Annotated in this window: 13 protein-coding genes and 1 riboswitch; of the genes, 6 read left to right on the top strand and 7 right to left on the bottom strand. The window is 74.7% G+C overall.

Features of this window, described 5'->3' with window-relative positions; genetic code table 11:
* Window positions 1-17: 17 nt before the first annotated feature.
* Together AB6N24_RS10145 and AB6N24_RS10140 are read left to right on the top strand one after the other, a co-directional pair.
* A complete protein-coding gene (locus AB6N24_RS10145; RefSeq protein ID WP_412869284.1) occupies window positions 18-1385 on the top strand; it encodes a sugar ABC transporter permease in 1368 nt (455 codons plus the stop codon).
* Window positions 1386-1587: 202 nt separating this feature from the next.
* Window positions 1588-2676 (top strand): substrate-binding domain-containing protein, encoded by a 1089-nt coding sequence (locus AB6N24_RS10140; RefSeq protein ID WP_412869283.1) that lies wholly within the window; start codon window positions 1588-1590, stop codon window positions 2674-2676.
* 56 nt (window positions 2677-2732) lie between these two features.
* Here AB6N24_RS10140 and AB6N24_RS10135 read toward each other — a convergent pair whose 3' ends face one another.
* Window positions 2733-4958 carry a TerD family protein gene (locus AB6N24_RS10135; RefSeq protein WP_412869282.1) on the bottom strand — a complete coding sequence of 742 codons (2226 nt, stop codon included), beginning with the start codon at window positions 4956-4958 and terminating at the stop codon, window positions 2733-2735.
* A 226-nt stretch (window positions 4959-5184) separates the two neighbouring features.
* On the opposite strand from AB6N24_RS10135, the gene AB6N24_RS10130 reads away from it, so the two are divergent.
* Window positions 5185-7764: a GH32 C-terminal domain-containing protein gene (locus AB6N24_RS10130; protein ID WP_412869281.1), complete on the top strand. Its 2580-nt coding sequence runs from the start codon at window positions 5185-5187 to the stop codon at window positions 7762-7764.
* 327 nt (window positions 7765-8091) lie between these two features.
* Here the strand turns inward: AB6N24_RS10130 and AB6N24_RS10125 are convergent, their stop codons facing one another.
* The 3 genes from AB6N24_RS10125 to AB6N24_RS10115 all read right to left on the bottom strand — a co-directional run bounded on the left by AB6N24_RS10125 (window position 8092) and on the right by AB6N24_RS10115 (window position 12796).
* On the bottom strand, window positions 8092-9159 hold the full coding sequence (locus AB6N24_RS10125; RefSeq protein WP_412869280.1) for a LacI family DNA-binding transcriptional regulator: 1068 nt from the start codon (window positions 9157-9159) through the stop codon (window positions 8092-8094).
* Window positions 9160-9414: 255 nt separating this feature from the next.
* A complete protein-coding gene (locus AB6N24_RS10120; protein ID WP_412869279.1) occupies window positions 9415-12120 on the bottom strand; it encodes a hypothetical protein in 2706 nt (901 codons plus the stop codon).
* 76 nt (window positions 12121-12196) lie between these two features.
* The gene (locus tag AB6N24_RS10115; protein WP_412869278.1) at window positions 12197-12796 is read right to left on the bottom strand and encodes a hypothetical protein; all 600 of its coding nucleotides are present in this window, start codon (window positions 12794-12796) and stop codon (window positions 12197-12199) included.
* 334 nt (window positions 12797-13130) lie between these two features.
* Between AB6N24_RS10115 and AB6N24_RS10110 the strand changes: the two genes are divergently transcribed.
* Window positions 13131-14123, top strand: coding sequence for an NAD-dependent epimerase/dehydratase family protein (locus AB6N24_RS10110; protein WP_412869277.1), 993 nt, complete (start codon window positions 13131-13133; stop codon window positions 14121-14123).
* A gap of 76 nt (window positions 14124-14199) precedes the next feature.
* Here AB6N24_RS10110 and AB6N24_RS10105 read toward each other — a convergent pair whose 3' ends face one another.
* Window positions 14200-15009 (bottom strand): C40 family peptidase, encoded by an 810-nt coding sequence (locus AB6N24_RS10105; RefSeq protein ID WP_412869276.1) that lies wholly within the window; start codon window positions 15007-15009, stop codon window positions 14200-14202.
* Between the two features lie 2 nt (window positions 15010-15011).
* Window positions 15012-15193: riboswitch (cyclic di-AMP (ydaO/yuaA leader) on the bottom strand.
* A 264-nt stretch (window positions 15194-15457) separates the two neighbouring features.
* On the opposite strand from AB6N24_RS10105, the gene AB6N24_RS10100 reads away from it, so the two are divergent.
* The gene (locus tag AB6N24_RS10100; RefSeq protein WP_412869275.1) at window positions 15458-16609 is read left to right on the top strand and encodes a N(5)-(carboxyethyl)ornithine synthase; all 1152 of its coding nucleotides are present in this window, start codon (window positions 15458-15460) and stop codon (window positions 16607-16609) included.
* A 101-nt stretch (window positions 16610-16710) separates the two neighbouring features.
* On the opposite strand, the gene AB6N24_RS10095 is transcribed toward AB6N24_RS10100, so the two are convergent.
* Window positions 16711-16953, bottom strand: coding sequence for a hypothetical protein (locus AB6N24_RS10095; protein WP_412869274.1), 243 nt, complete (start codon window positions 16951-16953; stop codon window positions 16711-16713).
* Window positions 16954-17193: 240 nt separating this feature from the next.
* Between AB6N24_RS10095 and AB6N24_RS10090 the strand changes: the two genes are divergently transcribed.
* Entirely contained in the window at window positions 17194-18147 is a 954-nt protein-coding gene (locus AB6N24_RS10090) for a glycoside hydrolase family 113 (RefSeq protein WP_412869273.1), read from the top strand.
* 36 nt (window positions 18148-18183) lie between these two features.
* Here the strand turns inward: AB6N24_RS10090 and AB6N24_RS10085 are convergent, their stop codons facing one another.
* A complete protein-coding gene (locus AB6N24_RS10085; RefSeq protein WP_412869272.1) occupies window positions 18184-19254 on the bottom strand; it encodes an aminotransferase class V-fold PLP-dependent enzyme in 1071 nt (356 codons plus the stop codon).
* Window positions 19255-19666 lie beyond the last annotated feature (412 nt).

Genomic DNA, 19666 nt, shown 5'->3' with positions numbered 1-19666 from the left:
CAGAGAGAGAAACCTCGATGACGAAGCTCAAGCAGGTGCTCGGCGGCGACTACCGCCAGTTCACGATGGTGTTCGCGCTGATCGCGCTGCTCATCGGGTTCGACATCGCGTCGGGCGGGCGCATGCTCACCCCGTCCAACTTCCAGAACCTCCTCGCGGGGAACGCCTACGTGCTGATCCTCGCGATCGGGATGGTCATGGTCATCGTGATCGGCCAGATCGACCTGTCCGTCGGCTCGGTCGCGGGCCTCGTCGGGATGGTCGTGGCGCTGACGTCCCGGGACTGGGGGCTGTCGTGGTGGGTCGCGACCCTCCTCGGGCTCGCCGTCGGCGTGCTGATCGGCATGTGGCACGGCTTCTGGCTCGCGAAGATCGGCATCCCCGGGTTCATCACGACGCTCGCGGGCATGATGATCTTCCGCGGCCTGCTGATCTGGATGAGCCAGTCGATCAGCGTCCCGGTGCCCGACGAGCTGCGCGTGCTCGGCTCGGGCTACCTGCCGGAGTGGGGCCCGGCGTTCACGCAGATGAACAACTCGACCCTGCTGCTCGGCCTGGTCGGCATCGGCGCGTTCGCGTGGGGCGAGCTGCGCAAGCACCGCCGGCTCGTCGCCTCCGGCGAGGAGGGCCCGGTCCCGCTGTGGCCCGTGCTCATCCGGATCGTGCTCGTCTCCGCCGTCATCGCGTACGTCACGTGGCTGTTCGGCAGCGGGCGGCCCGGCACGTCGTTCCCGGTCCCCGGGCTCATCCTGGTGGCGCTCGTGATCATCTACCACACCATCACGCAGCGCACGACGTTCGGCCGCCACATCTACGCGGTCGGCGGCAACCGCGCGGCGGCGGCCCTCTCCGGGGTCAACACCAAGCGCACCTACTTCCTCGTGATGACCAACATGTCCTTCCTCGCTGCGCTCGCCGGGATCATGTTCGTCGGCCGTGCGACGTCGGCCGGCCCGTCCGACGGCACCGCGTGGGAGCTCGACGCGATCGCGGCCGTCTTCATCGGTGGCGCCGCGGTCTCGGGCGGCATCGGCACCGTGCTCGCGTCGATGGTCGGCGGCCTGGTCATGGCCGTCCTCAACAGCGGCCTCATGCTCATGGGCGTCGGGGCCGACCGCACGCAGGTCATCAAGGGCCTCGTGCTCCTCGCGGCCGTCGCGTTCGACGTCTACAACAAGGAGCAGGGGCGCCCGTCCATCACCGGTCTCCTGTTCGGACGCAAGAACGTGCCCGGGCCGTCGATCCCGGACGCGCCGAGCGGCCCGGCCGGGCCCGCCGACGTCGGGCCGGTCATGCCGGACCTCGGGACCGTCGAGCCGCCGCTGACCGAGCCCGACCCCGAGCCGGTCGCTCCCGTCCGGACCCGCCCACGCGGGTCCGCCTGACCGGAGAAGGTCGCGGACGCCGGCGCCCGACCGACCGCGGCCGGCCCGGCGCCGGCCCGGCGCTCGACCGGCACCGCACCCCGCACGACCCCGCACCGCACCGCACGACACCCAGGCCACACCCACCCCGGCCTGCGGGCCGTCATGCCCGCAGGCACCCCCGGCACCCCGACGAGGGGCGTCTCGTAGAAGGAGCTCTCCGATGAAGAAGACATCCCTGAACCTGGTGGCGCTCGCCACGGCCTCCGTGCTGGTCCTCAGCGCGTGCGGCGGCGGCCGCGAGGGCACGGCCGCCGGCGGCGAGGAGGCCGCGGGCTTCGCCGAGGACGCCGTCATCGGCGTCTCGCTGCCGTGGCTCGGCACCCAGAACTGGAAGGAGGCCGAGACGATGTTCACCGAGCAGCTCACCGAGGCCGGCTTCGAGCCGCTCGTCCAGGCCGCCGACAACAAGGTCACGCAGCAGCAGCAGCAGATCGAGGCGATGATCGAGCGCGGCGCCGAGGTCATCGTCGTCGGCCCGGTGGACGGCACCCAGCTCGGCAGCGTGCTCGAGCGCGCCGCCGACGCCGGCATCGCGGTGATCGGCTACGACCGCCTCATCGAGAACACCGAGGCCGTCGACGGCGTCGTCCAGTTCGGCAGCATCCGCACCGGTGAGCTGCAGGGGCAGTCGCTGCTCGACGGGCTCGCGGCCCGCGCCGGGGAGCCCCCGTACGCGATCGAGCTGTTCGGCGGCGGCCCGGCGGACCCGAACGCCCCGAACTTCTTCGAGGGCGCGATGTCGGTGCTGCAGCCGAAGATCGACGACGGCACGCTCGTCGTCACCTCGGGCCAGACGGACTTCACGCAGGCCGCGACGCCCGACTGGGACAACGCCAAGGCCCAGGCCCGGATGGACTCGCTGCTCTCGGGCTTCTACAGCGGCTCCGAGGTCGACGGGGTCCTCTCGCCCAACGACGGCATCGCCCGCGCGATCCTCACGTCGGCGCAGCAGGCCGGCCAGGCGCTGCCCGTGGTGACGGGGCTCGACGCCGAGAACGAGTCGATCGTGTCGATCTGGAACGACGAGCAGTGGTCGACGGTCGCGAAGCCGACGACCGACCTGGTCGGCAAGACGGTCGAGCTCATCCAGGCCCTCCAGGCCGGTGAGGACCTGCCGGAGGCCGACGAGGCGGTGGACAACGGCAAGACCGACGTCGCCGTCTACCAGCTCGACCCGGTCGTCGTGACGAAGGAGAACGCGGAGGAGGTCTTCGCGGACGACGAGGCGCGCATGGCTCTGCTGCAGTAGCACGCACCCCGGTCGACGAGCCCCGTCCCCTCCCGTTGGGGGGCGGGGCTCGTCTGTCACCCAGCGTCTTGCGCGAGCTCTGCGAGGTCTTCCGCCTGGTCGGCGAGCGCCTCCGACCGGACGTCCTCGGGCAGCCGAGGCGCCGCGGGGACCCACGGCTTCAGGGGTTGGACGACGGTGCTGTAGAACGCCTCCACCGCGCTCGTCACGCTCGGCACGAACGCGCCTCGAACGCCTGACCGCTTGGTGCCCATCGGGCTGCTGAGCGAGAGCCGGAAGGCCGAGATCTCAGCGCTGCGGTCGGGCAGCAGCACCGAGGCGTCGGCCCGAACGTCCACCAGCCGTTCGCACGAGCTGTCCGCGCGGCCCGTGAAGACCGCCTCGACCAGGAGTGCGTCGGGCGCGTCGCGCAGCTGGCGCAGCAGCCAGGCGATACGCCGAGGCCCCGTTCCCTCCTGAGGTGCCGCCAGCGCCACGGCGACCTTGACCTGGCTGGTCCTGAGGTCGGCGGTCACCGTGAGCGGTCCTGCTGCGAGCGGAACCTTCAGGACCGCCTCGAGCACACCCTCGGCCGAGAGCTGCGCGACGATCGCCTGGATGCGTGCCGCAGAGTCCGTCGCGAGCCGCCGAGGGAGAGCGTGCGTGACCGTGACGCCCAGGTCCGAGCTGAGCCGCAGGCACAGCTGACGGACGAGCCGCGTCCAGGAGTCGGCGACCGCGGGGACCTTCCGGTCGGTCGGTCGCAGCGTTCCCGCGTGGACCGACTCCCGCACGGGCACCCACGACGGACCCATGTCGTCGAAGGACGCTGCTCCCGAGCGTGGGTGCTCCAGGTAGCGGATCAGCTCCTGCAGGATCCATGCCTGCAGCGGATCTGCGACACCGCGGTGGTGCAGGGTGACCTTCGCCTCGTGGAGCACCTCGGCCCAGGACAGGTGGAGCAGTGCCGTTTTCCTGAGCTTGCGCCGGTCCACGGTGACCGGGTGCTCTCCGGCCTGAGGTGCGATCTCGTTCGAGAGCGTGATCAGGGCGTCGTAGCCCTCCTGGCGTGCCACGTCCAGATAGTGCTCGACCTGCTCACGCGAGAGCTGGCCGCTGCCGGTCTTGACCTCGAGAAGCCCTGTCCAGAGTCGTGACCCGCGGGAGACCCGGATCACGCCGTCGGGGATCACGGTGGCCTCGCCGAGACGGAACTGGACCTCGAGATACGTCTCGACCGAGCCCGCGGGAGCCCCGAACCGGGCGGTGAGGGATCGCGCGAAAGCGGGCACGCCCATCGCCGTGGAGAGCAGGGCGGACGTGGTGCGCTTCTCCTGCTCGTCCGCCGTGCCCACGCCGGAGATCGAGAACAGCCGGGCCGGAGTCCACGTGTCCTCGCCGGCGAGCCGGAGCCGGGGCGGGGTGACGACTGCGACGGCACGCTTCGCGGTGCGCACGCCTGCCGGTCGCCGACGCGGCGGGCTGCTCGCCACCGACGCGGGGACGGCGGTGAGGGCGGCGACCGGAGGGGCAAGCTCGACGACCGTGCCGATCTCGGGCGGCTCGGACGCCGACTCGACGACCTCGACGAGCTCGTCGTCGGCTGGTGCGGTGGTCGTCTCGTCGATCGGCTCGTCGGAGACCGGGAAGGGGTGCAGCGGCGCGTGCTCGGCTGCGAGCGTGGCCACGGCGGTCGCATCGTGGGCCGCGGTCGTTGCCCCCTCGGCCTCGGCGGGCGGCGGCGGGACGTCCGGGTCCTCGTCGGTGTCGTCGACCGTCACGCCGAAGTCTGTCGCCAGGCCCGCTAGCCCGGAGTCCCAGCCCTGGCCGACCGCACGCACCTTCCACTCGCCGGAACGGCGGTAGACCTCACCGAACAGGAAGGCCGTCTCGGTGGTCGCTCCAGTGATGTCGTACCGGACGAGGTGGGAGCCGACGGAGTCGAGCACGATCATGCTGAGGCCCTCGAGCTGACCGAACGTCCCGTCGGTGAGGCTCGCGGCGACGGCCAGGGTGTGCACGTCGTCGGGAACGGACGCGAGGTCGACCGCGATGAGCTCGTGTGCACCCGCATCGGTGCTCGAGCGACCGAGGTGCCGCACGGATCCGTCGGTAGAGGCCGACTGGTTGTAGAACACGAAGTCCTCGTCCGACCGGACCCGGCGTGCGGAATCGAGCAGCAGCGCAGCGGCGTCGACGTCGACCGACCCCGCTGGATCGTTCCACGTGACGACGATCTGCAGTCCCGTCGTGCCGTCCGGAAGCCCGGCGTTGGCGCCCTTGCTGAGAACCACGTCGTCCATGCTGGGCATCCTAGGGACGCCGCGGGCCGGGCCCTGGGTGAAGTTCTGTCGTCGACGGTGCCCTGATCAGCGCACACGCAACCGTGCTGTCGGCGGTTCGCTTTGACAACGTTGTCTGGCGGATCGAGAATCGACGGCGTCCTGACAACGTTGTCAGGTCGCGCTGCGTCCCCGCGGTCACCACGTCGCGCGGAGCCGCGCCCAGCCGTCTCGACGAGGAGATCTCATGGGAAGACGCACGCACGCCCTGCTCTGCGGGGTGCTCGCCCTGACGTCGTCCGTACCGCTCACCGCCGCTGCCGCGTCGCCCGCGCCGGCCTCATCAGCTCCCGTGCGCGGCGCTGCGGCGCCGTACTCGTCGGCGGTCGACCCCTACCGCCCGCGACTGCACTTCGCGCCGCAGGAGAACTGGGTCAACGACCCCAACGGACCTGTCTGGTACGACGGGCAGTACCACCTGTTCTTCCAGTACAACCCCGAGGGCGCCCAGTGGGGTCACATGTCCTGGGGGCACGCGGTGAGCACCGACCTCGTGCACTGGGAGGAGCGGCCGGTCGCGATCCCGTGGTCCGAGCGCGAGCACATCTTCTCCGGTTCGGTCGTCGTCGACGAACGGGGCACCAGCGGCTACGGCACGCCCGAGGAGCCCGCGATGGTCGCGCTCTACACGAGCTGGGACCCGGTGACCGGCATCCAGGCCCAGTCCGTCGCGTACAGCACCGACCGCGGGGAGACGTGGACCCGGCACCCCGGCAACCCCGTGCTCGACCTCGGGTCGCGCGAGTTCCGCGACCCTCGGGTCTTCTGGTTCGAGGAGGGCGGCTACTGGGTCATGGCCGTCGCGATGGCGGTCGAGCGGAGGATCGCGTTCTACCGGTCCGACGACCTGCTCGCGTGGAGCCACCTGAGCGACTTCGGGCCGGCCAACGCCGTCGGCGGCGTCTGGGAGATGCCCGACCTGTTCGAGCTGCCCGTCGAGGGCCGGCCGGGGGAGTCGCGCTGGGTGCTCGTCGTGAACCTCAACCCGGGGGCGATCGCGGGCGGCTCGGGCGCGCAGTACTTCCTCGGCGACTTCGACGGCACGCGGTTCACCTCCGAGACCGTCGTGACCGGCGACGAGGACCCGCCCGGCGAGGTGCTCGCGGGCTTCGAGGGTGGCGCGTACGCGGCCGGCTGGTCCACGACGGGGACGGCGTTCGGCGCCGCGCCGGCCACCGGGACGCTGCCCGGCCAGCAGGCCGTGACCGGTTTCCGCGGCGGCGGGCTCGTCAACAGCTTCGTCGACCAGGACCGCGCCCAGGGCACGCTCACCTCGCCGCCCTTCGCCCTGACCGAGGACTACGTGAACGTCCTCGTCGGTGGGGGCGACCACCCGCGCCGGCCCGGCACCGGCGACGGCTCGGCGCCCGAGGGGACGGTGCTCGCGGACTTCGAGGGCGGCGGCTTCGGGGACTGGACGGTGACCGGTGACGCGTTCGGCACCGGGCCGACGCCCGGTGACGCGCCGTGCCAGACGGGTGTGACGGGCTTCCTCGGCGGCGCGCTCGCGAGCTCGTACCGCAGCGCGACGCCCGACGACTGCACGGTGCCGCCCGACACCGGCACAGGCACCCTGACGTCGCCCGAGCTCACGATCACCGAGCGCTATCTCAGCTTCCTGGTCGGCGGGGGAGCCCAGCCCGAGACGGCGGTGCGCCTGCTCGTCGACGGCGCCGTGGTGCGCACCGCGTCCGGCTCCGAGAGCGGGACCCTCGACTGGGTCAGCTGGGACCTCGCCGGCCTCGCGGGGCGGACCGCCCGCATCGAGGTGCGCGACGCGGCCACCGGCGGCTGGGGCCACATCATGGCCGACGCGTTCGTCGCGTCCGCCGAGCCGGCCCGCCCGCGCGCCGCCGAGGCGACCGTGAACCTCGTCGTCGACGGCGAGGTCGTGCGCACCGCGACCGGCCAGGACAGCGAGGCGCTCGACTGGGTCGCGTGGGACGTGCGCGAGCTCGCCGGGCGGCAGGCGCGGCTCCGGGTCGTCGACAGCGTGAGCGGCGGCTGGGGCCACGTGCTCGCGGACCAGGTCACGCTCTCGGACGTGCCGGCTCGCAGCATGCTCGAGCGGTACCGCTGGCTCGACCACGGCACGGACTTCTACGCCGCGCTGACCTTCGAGAACGTGCCGGACGGGCGCCGCCTCGCGGTCGCGTGGATGAACAACTGGGAGTACGCCGCCGCGACGCCGACCGGGACCTGGCGTGGGTCCATGACGTTCCCGCGCGAGCTCACGCTGCGCGACGTCGGGGACGAGCTCCGGCTCAGCCAGGACCCCGTCCGGGAGCTCGCGGACGCAGCCGCGTCCTCGGGCGTCGCGCCGTACCGGCTGCGCGACCGGCTGGTCCGCGAGGGCGTCACGGCGCTCCCGGGGCAGGCGCGCGGGACGGTCCTCGCGATCGACGCCGAGCTCGAGGTGGGCAGCGCCGACCGCGTCGGCCTGCACGTCCGCACCGGGGCGGGCGAGCGGACCGTGGTCGGGTACGACGTGCACCGCGAGCGCCTGTTCGTCGACCGCACCGCGTCGGGCGACGTCGACTTCCACGGGTCCTTCGCCGGCGTGCACGCCGCGCCGCTGCCCGCCCCCGAGGGTCGCGTGCGGATCCGGGTGCTCGTCGACCGGTCGTCCGTCGAGGTGCTCGGCGGTGGCGGCGAGGTCGCGCTCACCGACCTCGTCTACCCGGCGCTCACGAGCGACGGGGTCGCGCTGTTCGCCGAGGGTGGCGAGGCGCGGGTCCGCAGTCTCACGGTGCAGCCGCTGGGCTGACGTGCCGCGCCGCGCCGTCGCCGGTCCGCTGGGGAGGTCCGGCGGCGGCGCGTGCGGGTGCCGCCGGTCCGCTGCGCGACGGGCGGGGTGGCGCGGGCGAGGTCGTCGTCGGTGGCGGGCCGGGCCCTCGCCTGCCTCTGGGCGCGCATCCGGCTCGGCAGCCCGCCGTGCAGTCGCCGGGACCTGGCTCCGGCACGCCGGGGTCCTCGGTGGAGACCGGCCGGGCGCGAGCCCACGAGCCGCGTCGGGCGCCGGGTGGCCGCGACCCCAGTTCAGGCGCCGGGTGGCCGCGACCCCACTTCAGGCGCCGGGGGTCGCGACGCCAGGTCAGGCGCCCGTCCAGTCGGGTGGGGGGATCTCGCCGGAGCCGCGTTCGACGAGCCGGGTGGGCAGGGCGATGCGTTCGGGGGGCAGGTCGGGGTCGGCGAGGCGGGCGAAGACGCGTTCGGCGGCGGCGCGGCCGATGTCGGCGGGGTTCTGGGCGACGACGGTGATGCCGGGGTCGACGAGGTCGGCGAGGGCGAAGTCGTCGAAGCCGACGAGGGCGACGGTGTGCTGGGCGCCGAGCTCGCGCAGGGCGCGGATGGCGCCGATCGTGACGAGGTTCTGGCTCGTGAACAGCGCCGTCGGCGGCTCGGGAGAGGTCAGCAGCGCCCGCGTCGCGGCGTGCGCCGCCTCGACACCCCGCAGCCCGGGGACGACGAGCCGGTCGTCGAGCGGGACCCCCGCCGCGTGCAGGGCCCGCAGGTGCCCCGCGTGCCGCTCCCGTGCGGTGACGATGACCGAGAGGTCGCCGAGGTGCGCGACGCGTCGGTGCCCGTGCCGGACGAGGTGCCCGGTCGCGGCGGCGGCGCCCTCGACGTTGTCCACCACGACGACGTCGGCCCCGAGCCCGCCGGGCGCCCGGTCGACGAGCACGACCGGCGTCCCCGTCTCGATGGCCGCGTGCAGGTGGCGGTGGTCGCTCGCCGTCGCGGTGAGGATCAGGCCGTCGACGCGGCGCGAGGTGAAGGCGGCGACGAGCGCGCGCTCGCGGCGCGGGTCCTCGTCGGTGCTCGCCGAGAAGACCGCGACGCCGCGGCTGCCGGCCACGTCCTCGACCGCGCGGTGGATCGCCGCGCAGAACGGGTTGTCGACGCTCGCGAGGATCAGGCCCAGGCTCATCGACCGCCCGCCGGTCCGCCGCAGGTTGCCCGCGACGAGGTCCGGCTGGAACCGCAGCGCGCTGGCGGCCCGGGCGACGCGCGTCGCGGTCGCGGGCGAGACGCCGGTCTCGCCGTTGGCCCACCGCGAGACGGTCTTGATGCCGACCCCGGCGAGCGCGGCGACGTCGCGCATCGTCGCGCGGGTCCGCCGGTGCAGCGTCTCGTCGGGCGGGTCTGACATCGATGTCATGGCACGAGCGTAGTGGCGGGCCACCCGATCAGACAACGTTGTCATGCCGTCGCGGCACGATCGCGCGCGGCGCACCGCTCACCAGCGGCGGCCGGAGTGCCGCTGCGCCGGCCGTCCGGTGCTCTGGTACCCCGACGCCCCGGTGCTCCGGTGCCCTGGTGCACCGGGCCCGGTGGCGAGCACGGGAGGCGCCCGGCACCAGGAGGGGGGATCCCGGTGCCGGGCGCGTCTCGGGCCCGGGCGCGCCCGGGCGGCTCAGGCGGTGCGCCGTCCGAGCAGGCCGGCGACGACCGCCCCGATCGCGAACAGCGCGACCGCGGCGACGCCCCGGCCGAGGCTCCGCGCCCCCGCGCCGTCGACGCCCGCGATCTCGAGCGAGTACGCCGTCGCGCCCGCGGCACCCTCGGGTGCACCGAAGGCCATGCCCTCGGCGGCGGCCCGCTCGGCGCCCGCCTCGATCACGGCGTACTTCACGCCGTAGTCGCTCGCGGTGTCCTTGCCCCGCTCGACGAGCAGCGACGTGCCCTCGGTCGAGAGGCGCTGCGCACCGTCGACCAGCGCGGGCGCGCCGTCCGCCGCGGAGACGAGGCCGGCGGCGACGAGGCTCGAGCCCTCCGCTGCCCGGCCGATGCCCGCCGCGAGCTCGTCCGCACCGGACGCGAGGCGTCCCGTCCCGGCGGCCAGGGTGGCAGCGCCCGAGGAGAGCTCAGACGTGCCCGCCCCGAGCCTCGTGCCCCCTGCGGCCACCTGCGACGCCCCCGCGGCGAGCGTGGACGACCCCGCCGCGACCTGGCCCGTGCCGTCGGCGACCCGCGCCGCCCCGGCCGACACCTGGTTCGTGCCCGTCGCGAGTTCCGACGCCCCGGTCGCGACCCGGTCCGCGCCCGCAGCCACGGTGGCCGCGCCGCCGCGGAGCGACGAGGCGCCCGTCGAGAGCTCGTGGAGGCCACCCACGAGCGTCGCGCCGCGCGTGCCGAGCTGGGCGATCCCGCCCTGCACGGCGTGCACGCCGCCGCGGAGCGTCTCGGCCTCCCCGGTGTCCGTCGCCGAGCCGATCGCGCCCTGCACCTCGCCGACGACCGTCGTGGTCAGCGTGCCGAGACCGGCGTCGACCGCGCCGAGTCCCTGGAGCAGCCCGGGTCGCTCCGCCTCGCACACGCCGGGCAGGGCGGTGGAGCTCAACCCGCACTCGATCCGGGCGACGCCGGGCAGGACGCCGGCCTGGAGCTGCGTCGCGAGGTCCCGGAGGCCGCCGCCGACCAGCGCGCTCGCGTCGGCCGCCGTGTCGAGGGTCGCCGCACGCGCCTCGAGGCTCGCCGCGGAGGCGACGAGGGTCTCCTTCACCCGGTCCTGCTCCTCGGGCAGCGTCGCGGCCGCGTCCCGCAGCGTCGCGGCGGTCGCCCGGAGGTCCGCGCCGGACCCGATCTGGCCGCGCGCCACGTCCGTGCCGGTCTGGAGCTCACCGAGGCCCGTGACCGCCAGCCCGAGCGCTTGGCGGACCGCCTCCGTCCCGTGCACCAGCGTGCCGCTCGTCGACGTGTCGCCGATCGCCCGGCGGAGCTGCGCGACCCCGTCCGTCAGAGCCTTGGTCCTCGTGGGCAGCATCCCGACGGCACCCGAGAGCTCGGCGAGCCCGCGGTCGACCCGGGTCAGGCCCGCGTCGAGCTCCGTGAGCCCCCCGAGCAGCCGCGGAACCTGCGCTGCTGCGGTCGAGAGCCCGGCGTCGAGGCGGGCGCTGCCCTCGGCGACCGAGAGCGAGCCGTCGTCGACGGCGCGCGCACCCGTGGCGAGGGCCTGCGCGCCGGTGTCCGTCCGACGGGCGCCGGCGGCGACGTCCCCCGCTCCGGTCGCGGTGCGCGCAGCACCGTCGGCCAGCTCCTGCGCGCCGGCGTCGACGCGCGACGCGCCCGCCGCCAGCTCCTTCGTCCCGGCGTCGACGCGCCGGGAGCCGGCGGAGAGGTCGCCGGCTCCCGCGTCCGCGGTGTCCAGCCCCGCTGCGAGTGTGTCGGCACCCGGCGCCGCCTCCGCGAGCCCGGTCGACAGCTCCGCCGCGCCGTCGCGCAGCTGCACCAGCCCGCCGAGCAGCTCCTGGGCGCCGTCGTGCAGGCGCAGCAGGTTCGCGTCGATCTCGAGCGCCCCTGCGGCGAGGTCCGCGCCGCTCTGCGCGCCGCTCGCGTAGCTCGCCGAGCCGCCCTTGAACGACGCGCTCGTGAGCGGCGAGACGGGGAGCGCGGTGATCGTCGCCGGTGGGACGACCCCCCGCGAGATGCGTGCGGTGTAGCCGAGCTCCAGGGTGGTGGCCCCGATCGGGGGGAACAGGGTCATCTGGTAGGTCAGCCGGGTACCGCCGCGCCCGTCGCCCGAGATGTTCGCCTGGTCGGACGTGACCGCGGTGAACCCCGCCGGCAGGGTCGTGACCAGCTGGCCGACCAGGGGCACGACCGTCTCGGCGGTCTCCGAGCCCGTGCCGCCGGTGCCGTCGGCGAACTCCACCGAGGCGTCGCGCGCCGTCAGGTTCGTCACGGTGTACCGGACCTCGAGCAGGCCCGAGCGGCCGAGCACGTCGCGCGGCGCGACCGTCTCGCCGTCCAGCCGGTAGGTCACCTCGACGCCCAGGGGCAGGTCGCCGGCGAAGTCGCTCACGGTCCGCCGGCGCTCGGCTCCGTCGACGTCCACGGACGTGCGCAGCGCTCCGTCGTGCACGGCCAGCCCGCCGAACCCGTCGAGGTTGCGCAGGCCGCGCTCGGACACCGGGTTCTCGACGCTGGCCGACCCGCTGCCCGTGAAGGTCAGCTGCTCGTACACGCGTGCCTCGCGGACCATCCCCGAGGCGTCGAGCCGCGCCTGCACCGTCTCGGTGTTCGTGACGACGACGTCGTCGTCCGTCGTGCTCGCGAACGGTGCGGCGGCGAGCGACGGGCTCGCGGCCAGAAGCGCGGTCAGGGCGGCGAGCGCGCTCACGGCGCCGCGGCGGGCGGCGGTGCGGCTGGTTGCCGGGCGGGGTGCAGGGCGGCGGCGCGAGGGGAGAGGACGCACGTCAGGACTCCTCGGTGAGCTGGAGGGGGCGCCGGCCGGGACGCGGGTCGGCGGTGTGCCCGTGGGCGGCCTCGTCGGCGGGTGCCGACGGGGCGGGAGGGGCGGCGCCGTCCCGGGCGAGGGTCGCGCCGAGCAGCGAGGTCGCGACGAAGCCCGCGCCGGCGGCGAGCAGGACCGCGGTCGCCGCGGCCGGGGACGTCCCCACGACGCCCGACGGGTCGGCGGTGTACGCCGCCTCGTACGCGCCGGCCAGCGCGGCGGCGCCGAGCAGCGCGGCCCAGAGCGGCAGCGCCCCGCGCGTCCCGGCGGCGAGCAGCGTGCACGCGAGCACCACGAGCAGCGCGGCCACGGCGCGGCCGCTCGGGGCGTCGGGGAGCAGCGCGGCGCGCAGCAGGTACCCCACCCAGGCGGCCGCGAGGCCCGCGGCGAACGCGCCGGCGCGCTGTGCGGGGGAGCGGTCGGGCACGAGCCCGAGGGCGCCACCGAGCGCGGTGCCGAGCAGGGCGACGGCCTGCGTCTCGGGGCCGAGCACCCCGGTGAGCAGCACGAGGACGGCGGCGAGAGCCGCGAGGACGGACCCGGCGAGCAGAGGACGTGTCATGACCACCTCGGTGTGGTGCGTGCGCCCGGGGGCGCACGAGGGCGTGCGGGACCGTGCGACCGGCCCCTCGTGGAGCGGGGTGGCCGCGCGTGGGTGTCGCGGTGCTGTGCGTCGGTTCGCGGTGGTGGGCCGCGAGCGGGTGGGGGAGCGCGGCCGTCCGGCGGGGCAGCCGGCGTCGTTGCCGGTCCGCCCCACCGGAGCGGAGCGACCACTGTCTAGCAGCGCCACGGATACGGCGAACAGTCGGTACTAGGTACTTGGCCCCGGATCGGCTCACATCGTTATGCCGCCGTGATCTCCGTCACTCCCCGGCCGTCCGGGTTAGCGTGCCGTCATGAGTGCTCTCTCGGTCCTGTTCCTCGGCGGCAGCGGCATCATCAGCTCCGCCTCCACCCGCCTCGCCGTCGAGCGCGGCCTCGACCTCACGGTCCTCAACCGCGGCGAGAGCACGACGCGCCCGCTGCCCGACGGCGTCCGGACGGTGCGCGCCGACGTCCGGGACCCGGCCTCGGTCCGCGAGGCGCTCGGCGACCGGGAGTTCGACGCCGTCGTCGACTGGGTCGCCTTCACCCCGGAGCACGTGCGGACCGCCGTCGAGCTGTTCACCGGGCGCACCGGCCAGTACGTGTTCATCAGCTCCGCCTCGGCGTACCAGACGCCGCCGGCCCGGCTGCCGGTGACAGAGTCGACCCCGCTGCGCAACCCGCACTGGCAGTACTCGCGCGACAAGATCGCGTGCGAGGACCTGCTCGTGCGGGCGTACCGCGAGGACGGCTTCCCCGCGACGATCGTGCGGCCCTCGCACACGTACGACCGCACGCTCGTGCCGCTCGACGGCGGCTGGACGGCCCTCGAGCGGATGCGCCAGGGCAAGGAGGTCGTGGTGCACGGGGACGGGACGTCGCTGTGGACCCTCACGCACCACACCGACTTCGCCCAGGGGTTCGTGCCGCTGCTCGGCCACCCGCGCACGCTCGGGGAGGCGTTCCACCTGACGTCGGACGACGTGCTCACGTGGGACCAGATCACGCACGCGCTCGCCGCCGCCGCCGGGGTCGAGGCCCGCATCGTGCACGTGCCGTCCGACGTCATCGCGTCCCACGACCCCGAGTGGGGCGCCGGGCTGCTCGGCGACAAGGCGCACTCGATGGTCTTCGACAACACCAAGGTGCGCAGCGTCGTCCCCGGCTACCGCGCGACCGTGCCCTTCGAGCGGGGCGCACGCGAGATCGTCGACTGGTTCGACGCCGACCCGACCCGCAAGGTCGTCGACGCGCGGCTCGACGCGCTCATGGACCGGCTCGTCGAGACCTACCGCGTGCGCTGAGGCGGCGCGCCCGGGAACGACGAGAGCGCCCGTCCCCCGGAGGGGCGGGCGCTCTCGTGCCGTGCGGACGCTGAGGTCAGCCGACCCGGATGAAGACCGGGCTGGACTGCCAGATCGAGCGCAGCTGGATCGTCTTGCCCGGGCGGGGCGCGTCGAGCTGCATGCCGTCGCCGGCGTAGATCGAGATGTGGCCGGGCGACCAGATGAGGTCACCGGGCTGGGCGTCGGCCCGCGAGACGACGGTGCCGGCGTAGCGCTGCTCGCCCGACGTGCGGGGGAGCGTGATGCCGACCTGCGCGAACACGTAGGACGTGTAGCCCGAGCAGTCGAAGCCGTCGGGGGTCGTGCCGCCCGAGACGTACGGGACGCCGACGTACCGGGCCGCGATCTCGACGATCGCGTTGCCGACGGCCGAGGCCGGGACGGAGACCGCGGTGGCCTCCTCCTCGGCGGGGGCCTCCTCGACGACGGCGGCACGCGCGGCGCTGCGCGACGTGCTCGCGGCGCGCGTCTCCACGACGGGCTCCGGCTCGGGCTCGGGCTCCGGCGGGGGCGGCGGCGTGACGGCGGTCAGCGTCGGGGCGTCGAAGCCCCACACCGCGTCGGGCGCTGCCGCGACGACCGGGGAGGTCTCGAGGATCGCGCGGGCCGAGGCCGTGAGGACGGTGCTGTCGACCGCGGCGAGGGAGGCGCCACCGGCGCTGCTGCCCTCGGCGGAGGCGGGGACCGCGACCATGCCGATCATGAGGCCGGAGCCGGCCGCGACGACCGCCGAGCGGCGACCCGCCGTGGCGATGCCGGCGCTGGTGGCCGTGGCGAGGTCGGTGAGGGGGGTCGTCGGACGACCGGGTGACCGGCGACGGCCGTGAGACGTGCTCGAGGGCATGCAGAACCTCTCCAGACGCCTACGAGGTGAGCTGTCGGGTTCGGGCTGGAGAACGCCCGGCCGGTCAGGTTCGACCGGCTTCACCCCAAGGACACCGCACGGATGCCCACAAGTGGGTCCCCCGCTCCTGCCAGCGAGACTCGAACTGACCGCGGGTGGTGGCAGGACTCGGCGATCCACCTCAGGCCGCCCCAGGAGGGTGGGGCGCGACGATGTTAGGCACGGCCCTCGCGATATGTCACGGCAAGGTCACGGGTGAACACGTGTCCAGGTCGCACGATCACCCGAAGGGATGACGTGGGTCACGCCGAGAACGGGAGATCCCCGCGTAAATCCGGCACGAGCACCCGATCGGCAGCGCCCGGGATGTGACGAGCGCCTCACTCTCCCGGCCCGGGCGTACGCTCGCGGCACGGGGTCGTCGCGACCCCTCCGAGGGGGGCACGTGATGGGTCCGCTGAGCCTGGGTGTCATCTCGACGTCACGCAAGGAGGACGAGCGGCGGTTCGCGATCCACCCCGCGCACCTCGAGCGCATCGACCCCGGCCTGCGCGCGAGGACCACGCTCGAGGAGGGCTACGGCGAGCGGCTCGGGGTGCCCGACGCGGAGCTCGCCCTGCTCGTCGGCGGGCTCGCGCCCCGCGCGCAGGTGATCGCGGAGTCCGACGTGGTGCTGCTGCCGAAGCCCCAGGTCGAGGACCTCGAGGCGATGCACGCGGGCCAGGTGCTGTGGGGCTGGCCGCACTGCGTCCAGGACGTCGCCCTCACGCAGGTCGCGATCGACCACGGGCTGACCCTGCTCGCGTTCGAGGCGATGAACCACTGGGCCGACGACGGCGGGTTCGGCCTGCACGTCTTCCACAAGAACAACGAGATCGCCGGGTACTGCTCCGTCCTGCACGCGCTCCAGCTCGTCGGGCTGACCGGCGACTACGGCCGGCGGCTGTCCGCGGTGGTCCTCGGCTTCGGCGCCACGGCCCGCGGCGCGGTGACCGCGCTCCTCGCGCACGGGGTGCACGACGTCGAGGTCGTGACGCACCGGGGCGTCGCCGCGGTCGGGGCGCCGATCCACCAGACCCGGATCGTGCACCTCGAGCCGGACGGCCACGTGGACACCGGGGAGGGGCGCGTGGCGGTCGCGGAGCTCCTCGCCGGGCACGACGTCGTCGTCAACTGCACGCTGCAGGACCCCCAGCACCCGGTGGTCTACCTGCGCACCGAGGACCTCGCGGCGTTCCGGCGGGGCAGCCTCGTGGTCGACGTCTCGTGCGACGCCGGGATGGGCTTCGAGTGGGCCCGGCCGACCTCGTTCCGTGACCCGGCGTTCGAGGTCGGCGACCACGTCACCTACTACGCCGTCGACCACAGCCCGTCCTACCTGTGGAGCTCGGCGTCGTGGGAGATCAGCGAGGCGGTGCTGCCGTTCCTCGCGGGAGTCATGGGAGGGCCGGACGCGTGGGCGCGCGACGAGACGCTGCGCCGCGCGATCGAGGTGCGCGACGGCCACGTCCTGAACCCGGCGGTCCTCGCGTTCCAGGGCCGCGCCGCCGAGCACCCGCACGAGCGGACGGCGACGAGCCGGGTGCCCGCCGTGCGCTGAGCACGGGCGGACGATGACCGGCCGGGTGCCCGCCGCGCGTGAGCACGGGCGAGCGGGCCGACCGGGCGACGGGGGAGCGCCCGTGCGGGACGTGCGCGGACTCAGAGCCTCGCGTGCAGGCAGTGCGTGCTCACGTTCTCCGTCGCCTCGTCGAGCAGCGCACGCAGCGCGGCGTAGCGGGCGCGACGGGCGTCGGCCCCCGGCTCGCGGGCGCCGTGGCGCTCGGCCGCCTGGTGCGCCTCGGACGTCGCACGGGCCAGCTCGAACCACGTGGCCGCCGCGTACGCGGCGCGCACCTCGTCCGTGACCTCGTCGACCCTGAGGTCGTCGTCCGCTCCGGCCATGACCCACCCCTCCTCGTGAGCTCCCAGCGTCTCTCCGACCTCCGACACGGCCTCGGCGCCACGCCGGGCGAGGCCGGGCGCGACGGGGGTCTCCGGAGAGGAGGAGTCGACGGGGGCACGCGTGATGCACCGCGGCGCGGGCCCGGCGGACGGTGGCGACGTACCGTGTCCCTCGCGCGCGACGGAGCGGAGGTCCGCGACGTCGGGCGTGGCGGCGACGACTCGACGAGGAGTGCACGGATGACGCAGCTCGACGGCTGGATCGCGGGGATGACGTGGGGCTGGGGCTCCCGGCGCGGGGGCTGGACCGGGCCCGGGGCGGAGCGCTCGATGTCCCTGATGGTCGAGCGGCTCGGCGTGACGTGGACGGCGATCACGTTCTTCACGCTGCAGGACACCCCGCAGTCGACCGAGATCCGGTTCCGTGACGAGCCCACCGTGACCGACGACGAGGTGCGCGCGGCGATCCGCGGGGCGCACGAGCGGGGGCTCGCGGTCGTGCTCAAGCCGGTCGTGAACTGCGCCGACGGCACGTGGCGCGCGCACATCAACTTCTTCGACCACGACGTGCCGTGCGAGCCGAAGTGGAGCGAGTGGTTCGCGAGCTACACCGAGTTCGTCGTGCACCACGCCCGCATCGCCGAGGAGGAGGGCGCGGAGATGCTCTGCATCGGCTGCGAGATGGTGCAGACGGACCGGCGCGAGGCCGAGTGGCGCGAGCTGGTCCGGCAGGTGCGCGCCGTGTACTCCGGGCTCGTCACGTACAACTGCGACAAGTACCAGGAGGACCGCGTCACGTGGTGGGACGCCGTCGACGTGATCTCGTCGAGCGGCTACTACCCGGTGGACGACTGGGAGAACCAGCTCGACCGCATCGAGCCCGTGGTGCGCGCGCACGGCAAGCCGTTCTTCTTCATGGAGGCCGGCTGCCCGAGCCGCACCGGCTCACCGGCGCTGCCGAACGACTGGGCGCTGCCCGGCGAGCCGAGCGAGGCTGCGCAGCGCGCCTGGTACGAGGCGGCGTTCGCCGCGACCGGGCGGCGTGACTGGGTCGAGGGCTTCATGCTGTGGGACTGGCCCGCGAGCCTGTACGACGAGGCGGAGGCGGCGCGGAACGACGACTACTGCATGTTCGGCAAGGAGGCCGAGCTCACGGTGCGCGAGCACTTCGCGTCGAAGGTGCGGCCCGGCTGACGGCTCGGGGGCGCGCCCCCGCCGCCCGCCTCGTGCTCAGCGCGTGCGGGCGCTGACGACCGCCTCGGCCGCCCGCTCGACGTCGGCCTCGGTGCACCAGACGTGGAACGCGAGCCGCACGCCGCCCCCGCGCCCGGCGGCCCGCACCCCGTGCTCCGCGAGGCGGGTCCGCAGCGCCCCGGTCGCGTCGGGGAGCGCGACGATCGCGCTCCCGGTGGGCTCCAGCCCGAGCCGTGCGCGCAGGGCGTCCGCGAGGCCGGCGTCGTGCGCGAGGACCTCCTGCGGGTCGACCCCGGCGAGCAGCTCGAGCGCGGGCGCCAGCCCGACCCAGCACAGCCACGCGGGCGAGACGTCGAACCGCCGGGCGTCGGGGGCCAGCGTCATGTCCGGGCCGTACACGGAGGCCCACACGTCGGCTCCCGCGTACCAGCCGGCGTGCAGCGGGCGCAGCGACGCGGCGACCTCGGGCCGGGCGGTCAGGAAGGCGGTGCCGCGCGGGCCGCACAGCCACTTGTAGGCGGAGCACACGGTCAGGTCGAACCGCGCGGCGTCGACGGGGAACCAGCCGGCGGCCTGCGTCGTGTCGCACAGCGTGCGCGCCCCGACCGCGGCCGCCGCGGCGCACACCGCGTCGGCGTCGGCCACCCGGCCGTCGCGCGACTGCACGAGCGAGAACGCGACGAGGTCCGTGCCGGGGCGCACCTCGTCGGCGAGCCGGTCGAGCGCCACGTGACGCACCCGGACGCCGCGGTCGGCGTGCGCGAGGAACGGGAAGACGACCGAGGTGAAGTCCCCGTCGACGACCACCACCTCGGCGCGGTCGGGGAGCCCCGCGGCGACGAGCCCGACGAGCGGGGACGCCTGCGCACCGATGGCGACGTGCTCCACCGGGACGCCGACGAGCCGTGCGTAGGCCGCGCGGGACCTGCGCACCGCTGCGTCGTAGGCGGCGGCGTCGGCGCGTCCGGACTGCCAGGCGTCGAGCGCGTCGCGGAGCGCGTCCGCCCCGGCGCGGGGCGGCAGGCCGAGCGTCGCGGCGTCGAGGTAGCCGGCGACCGGGGTGAACGCGGCGCGCAGGTCGGCCAGAGGCGTCGTGGTGAGCGGCATGCTCCGATCGTGTCCCGACGGCCGCGCATCACACAACGACAGGATCGCGGGTCGACGCATCACGCGACGTGATGGATCGGTAGCCTGGCGGGATGAGCGCGCACCGTCACGCCGGCAGGTCCGGGCGGTCGACCGCACCGGCGCAGCGTGCTCCCCGGGTCGCCGGGCTGCCGTTCGAGGGCGTCGTCGACGGTCCGGGCGTCGACGGTCCGGACCCCGGACCTGCGGAGCCGCCGCACGCCGGTGCACGTCGGCCCGCGGGCGGGGAGACGGGGGGTCGTCCGCGACGTGCCGACGGCCGCGGCGCCGGCGCGCGACGCCCGCGGCGCGTCGCGGGGCGCGCCCGGCGCGCGGTGCTTCATCATCTGGCGCATGAGTAGCACGGAGCAGGCCCCTATGCGTGTGCATGAAA

The organism is Cellulomonas jepli (assembly GCF_047229345.1).
Classification (GTDB): domain Bacteria; phylum Actinomycetota; class Actinomycetes; order Actinomycetales; family Cellulomonadaceae; genus Cellulomonas_A.
The sequence above is the reverse complement of the archived record's forward strand: the minus strand, read 5'-3'. Positions and strand labels throughout refer to the sequence as shown.